Here is a 4,127-nt window from a genome sequence, read left to right on the forward strand (position 1 = left end):
CAGCATCCGCTTCACCATCTGACTCTTGAATGCGTCCGTGTACGGCACCGTCGTTTTCCTGCTCGCCCCGCTCAAGGTGGTCACCTCGGCTGCTCAGCCGAGGCGACAACTACGCTGACACTGGGGGGGATGAGAGCCACACCCGAGCACGGCTGAATTCATTCCAGGTGCATTCGCGTCCGTAAGCGCCCATCAGACCCTAGGTGGCGCTCGGCACGGACGTTGGCGGCCACCATGCACCGGCAGGCTCCACGGCTCCGAGGTAGTGCTCGGCATGGACCCTGGCCGCCGCTGCGCACCTCGCGGATGCCACGCCCTGAGGTGGCGCTCGGGGCGGCCCGATCCGCTGGGTTCTGGTCGTGGCCCTGCCTCGCCCTGGAGGATGAAGCTCTTTCCCGCTGGGGGGCTTGATGAGGGTACATCGCGCTGTCGCGCTACTCCTGCTGGTTTGGTTGACAGGCTGTGCCTCAGGGCGCGTGGTGCGCTTGGAGACGGGCCAGGGGCCGCCAGTCGTCTTCACGCCTCACAGCGGCGAAGCCGGGTCGGTGGAGGTGGAGCGGCGCGAGTTCAAAGCGGCCGTAGCGAGGCTGGCGCGGGGTGTGAGGCTCCAGGCCAATCCCCAGCAGGCCGCGCGGCGCCTGATGGGAGTGGACGCCCGAGGCGGCACGTACCTCTTCAATCCGCGCACCCGGCAGATGACGCCCATGGAGGGGGCTGCACTGGCCTCCGACATGCCGCCAGCGGATGTGGAGCTGACGCGGGCATATCTGCGTTGGTGTGAGCGCACCGGGCGTAAGGGCGACTGTCTGCACTTGCTGGCGGAGAGTCCCACCGTCACCGGAGACGGGCGCTATGCGCTGGCCATGGCCATGGCTCAAGGTGTTGTCCTGGAAGAAATGCTGGATGCCTTCAAAGGCATGGCCGACCCGCACGCGGCGCTCTCGGCGGCGCTGTGGACCATGACCTTCTATCTGGTCCTCTGGTCGGTGCCCGAACCCGTGAGCAAGGGCCTGGCTGCCGTGATGACGGCGACAGCCATTGTCTACCTCGGGGTGGATACCTTCTGGACGCTGATAGCGGGCTTCAAACGGCTGGTGGAAGAGACGGACCGGGCCACCACGTTTGACGAGCTACGCGATGCGGGTGAGGGCTACGGCAAAGTGATGGGTCGGAATGCAGCGCGAGCCTTCGCGCTGCTGGCGACGGTGGCCATCGGCAACACGGCCGCAGGCTTCGCCTCGAAGGTGCCAACGCTGCCCGGTTCAGCTCAGGCGGCGGCGGTGGCTGGGGGCCGCGCGGGCATCCGCCTTGCTGCCGTGGGCGAAGTCGGAGCGGTGGCGGTGACTGGCGAGGCCGTCACGGTGGCACTCGCCCCCAATGCGGTGGCCATGACGGCACGGGCCATGGGGGGCACGGCTGCCGCCCCGGTGGACGAGGAGGGCCACGACCACCACATCGCCACGAACAAGTGGTGGAAATCCACGAACAATGAAGGTCCGTGGTCACCCAGATTCCAGGAGATTTTCGACAAGGCGGGCATGTCGCTGGACGACCCGGCCAACATCATCCACGTCAAGGGCCACAAAGGGCCCCACCCGCAAGCCTATCACGAGCGAATTCTTGAGCGGCTGACCGACGCAACCGAGGGATGCCGCACCATGGAACGATGCCGTGAGGCGCTGACAGCCGAACTCGGCCGGTTGGGGGAGCAGATTGCCACTCCGGGCACCAAGCTGAATAAGCTGGTGACGGGCACCTAGATGCGGCGCCACAATGAATCCCATGCCCAGTCGGTACTTCAAGTTGACTGACAACATGACTGTTCCAGGCCGGTGGTTGCTCGGCACTCCCATAGATGCTCAAGGTCGGGAGGTGGACGACCCGTGGATGTTCTATCGGGGCCAACGACTCCCGGACTTGGGCGCCTTGAAGCTCCCCGTGACTGTGACCGGCAGGGCGCTTGATTTCTCACTCGCGGCGTTCGCGGCCCCCGTGGTCCACGCCCGCGTGGCTTCCGTGCTCTCGGAACTCGCGCCCGAGGAGGTGCAAACCCTGCCTGTGGAGATTGAAGGCCAGTTGGAACAGTTCTTCATTCTCGTGGCCACCAAGCTGATTCACTGCATTGACGAGAAGGCCACCGAGGAATTTCAGAAGTGGACGCCGGAGGACAGGCGCCCTGAGAAGGTTGGAAAGTACCGAGACGTTTGGGGAATGCGGATTGACGCTTCGCAGGTAGATGATGCGAAGGTGTTCCGCGCCTGGGGCTGGCCCATCGCGTTGATCGTCCGAGAGGAAATCCGCGACGCACTTGAGCGCATGGGCGCCACGGGAACGAAGTTTGAAGAGGTTTAGGGGCATGTTCCTCGGCTCCGAGTTGGTTCTCGGTGCCGGCGGGGGCTGTCACTGCGCTCCGGGAGCGTTCTACGGCCCGAGGAGTATCGCAGCGTCAGCTGGCGCGAGGGCAGCCGTGGCCTTCAGTCCTCCACCTTCGCCGCGGTGCGAATCCAGCTCGCGGAAGGCCACGTCGTGCGTAAGGCGCCAGGGGCTCCGGAATGGTTGCTGTGCGAGTGGCCAGCGGGTGAAGCCGCACCGACGAAGTATTACCTTTCGTCGTTGCCCTCCGACACACCGCTCAAGCGACTGGTGACGCTGGCGAAGCTGCGCTGGCGCGTGGAGCGCGACTACCAGGAGATGAAGGGGGAAGTGGGGCTGGACCACTTCGAGGGCCGCACCTGGAGAGGCTTCCACCACCACGCCACGCTTTGCATGGTGGCCCACGGTTTCCTCGCGCTCCGTCGAGCGCTTTTTCCCCCGGAGCAGGACGCCGTGGACGCTGCCCCAGGTGCGCCGTCGACTTCAGCACCTGCTGCTACGCCGCATCGGCCACTGCCCGCTCTGCCTACGCCACGTCGGCGCACACGCCCCGCCTCGCTGCCCCTCTCGCATCTGATCAAGTAGTATTAGGGGCGACCAACTCCGCCAGCTTGGCCGCGATGTCTGCCATTGGCTCCTCTGCAGTGCTCAGGCCACTTCGCGAGCCGAGCAAGGGACTGACTTCGCGGAGAGCATCATACGTTGTGTCATGCACGATGGGAACGAGCAGATCACGCGCCAAGAGTGCCGAAAGCTCTTTGTCAGCGATGCCCTCTTTTGCGACGCGCTGCAGCAGCGCAGGGGTCACCAGCACGATCCCGACTCGCGACTTCGCCAATCCCTTATCGATTTCGCGGAGCAACGAAGTGCCGAGTAGGACGTCCTTCTCGCTGAACCAAACGGAGACACCTTTCGACTCAAGCAGATCGTGCAGCTCCTTGGCGGCCCCTTTCCGGTCGTCCCACGCGTGGCAAAGAAAAACGTCCCGGAGGTCAGGCACGGACGCTCGCTTCTCGAAGTTGTCGCGCACCGGCGTGAGCGTCCGCACTTCGGCAGGCGTATACACCACGGATGAACCTGCTCGCGACCAGCGCGGCCTTACGCTGCCGCCGGCCCCGCCGCCACTGCTCCGGCCGCCCCAGCTACTCCCGCCGCTCCCCGACGGGGAGTAGGACGAAGACGAAGACGAATACGACCCGTACCCGCGAGAGCGGCTACTACATGCGGGGCAGGCCGCTGCTCCGCTCGCTGTGCGATGTCCATTTACTGGTGCTGTGCATCCAGCCATGTCGTAAGCCTCCCATTTGTAGTCGCTCTCTCAATTAGAGGGTTGAGTGGCCGATGGTACCGAGAGCGATTCGTTCTAGACCTACCGCAAAGCGCCGTGCGATAGTAGGCCAATAGGTCTGGAAGAGCAGCGAGGGGCTTCCGATGCGCCCTAACGCCCCCCCTCTCAAGGTGTAGGGCCATGTCGCTCCCTGGCAGGGCATGTAAGGAGCCAATTCGGAAGTTGCGAGCGCCCTCGTTCGCGGCTTGCTAAACGACGGGGCGTGATTCTCGATCAGCCCGGAGGGCAGGCAGGCGCAGGCAGAGCGGGGAAGCAGCAGGAACCCGCTCCGTTCGGTCTCGGTGAGCGTCAAGGTAGATGTCGCGTGAAAGGGTTCAGCCGATGCGCTTCGGCTCCTGTGCTTCCGGTGAGGGGTTGAGGCGCACGGGGCCCGCTGGCGTCCAGTCGCGCGTGTCACGGCTCCATC

At 64.9% G+C, this 4,127-nt stretch carries 3 protein-coding genes and 1 pseudogene; 3 read left to right on the plus strand and 1 reads right to left on the minus strand.

The genetic code is table 11. The features are described from left to right. Nucleotides 1–410 precede the first annotated feature (410 nt). From D7X96_RS38660 to D7X96_RS38670, 3 genes and pseudogenes are all read left to right on the plus strand, one after another. Complete coding sequence (locus tag D7X96_RS38660; protein ID WP_121771978.1) at nucleotides 411–1,760, plus strand: AHH domain-containing protein; 1,350 nt, start codon at nucleotides 411–413, stop codon at nucleotides 1,758–1,760. 166 nt (nucleotides 1,761–1,926) lie between these two features. Beyond that, nucleotides 1,927–2,352, plus strand: coding sequence for an imm11 family protein (locus D7X96_RS38665; protein ID WP_306449928.1), 426 nt, complete (start codon nucleotides 1,927–1,929; stop codon nucleotides 2,350–2,352). 69 nt (nucleotides 2,353–2,421) lie between these two features. Next, nucleotides 2,422–2,958, plus strand: a pseudogene (locus D7X96_RS38670) (transposase); the annotation flags it as partial. Here D7X96_RS38670 and D7X96_RS38675 read toward each other — a convergent pair. Continuing rightward, nucleotides 2,951–3,439, minus strand: coding sequence for a toll/interleukin-1 receptor domain-containing protein (locus D7X96_RS38675; protein ID WP_244219876.1), 489 nt, complete (start codon nucleotides 3,437–3,439; stop codon nucleotides 2,951–2,953). The pseudogene D7X96_RS38670 and the gene D7X96_RS38675 sit on opposite strands and share 8 nt — an antisense overlap. Nucleotides 3,440–4,127: the final 688 nt, after the last annotated feature.

The organism is Corallococcus interemptor, from assembly GCF_003668875.1.
Lineage (GTDB): Bacteria > Myxococcota > Myxococcia > Myxococcales > Myxococcaceae > Corallococcus > Corallococcus interemptor.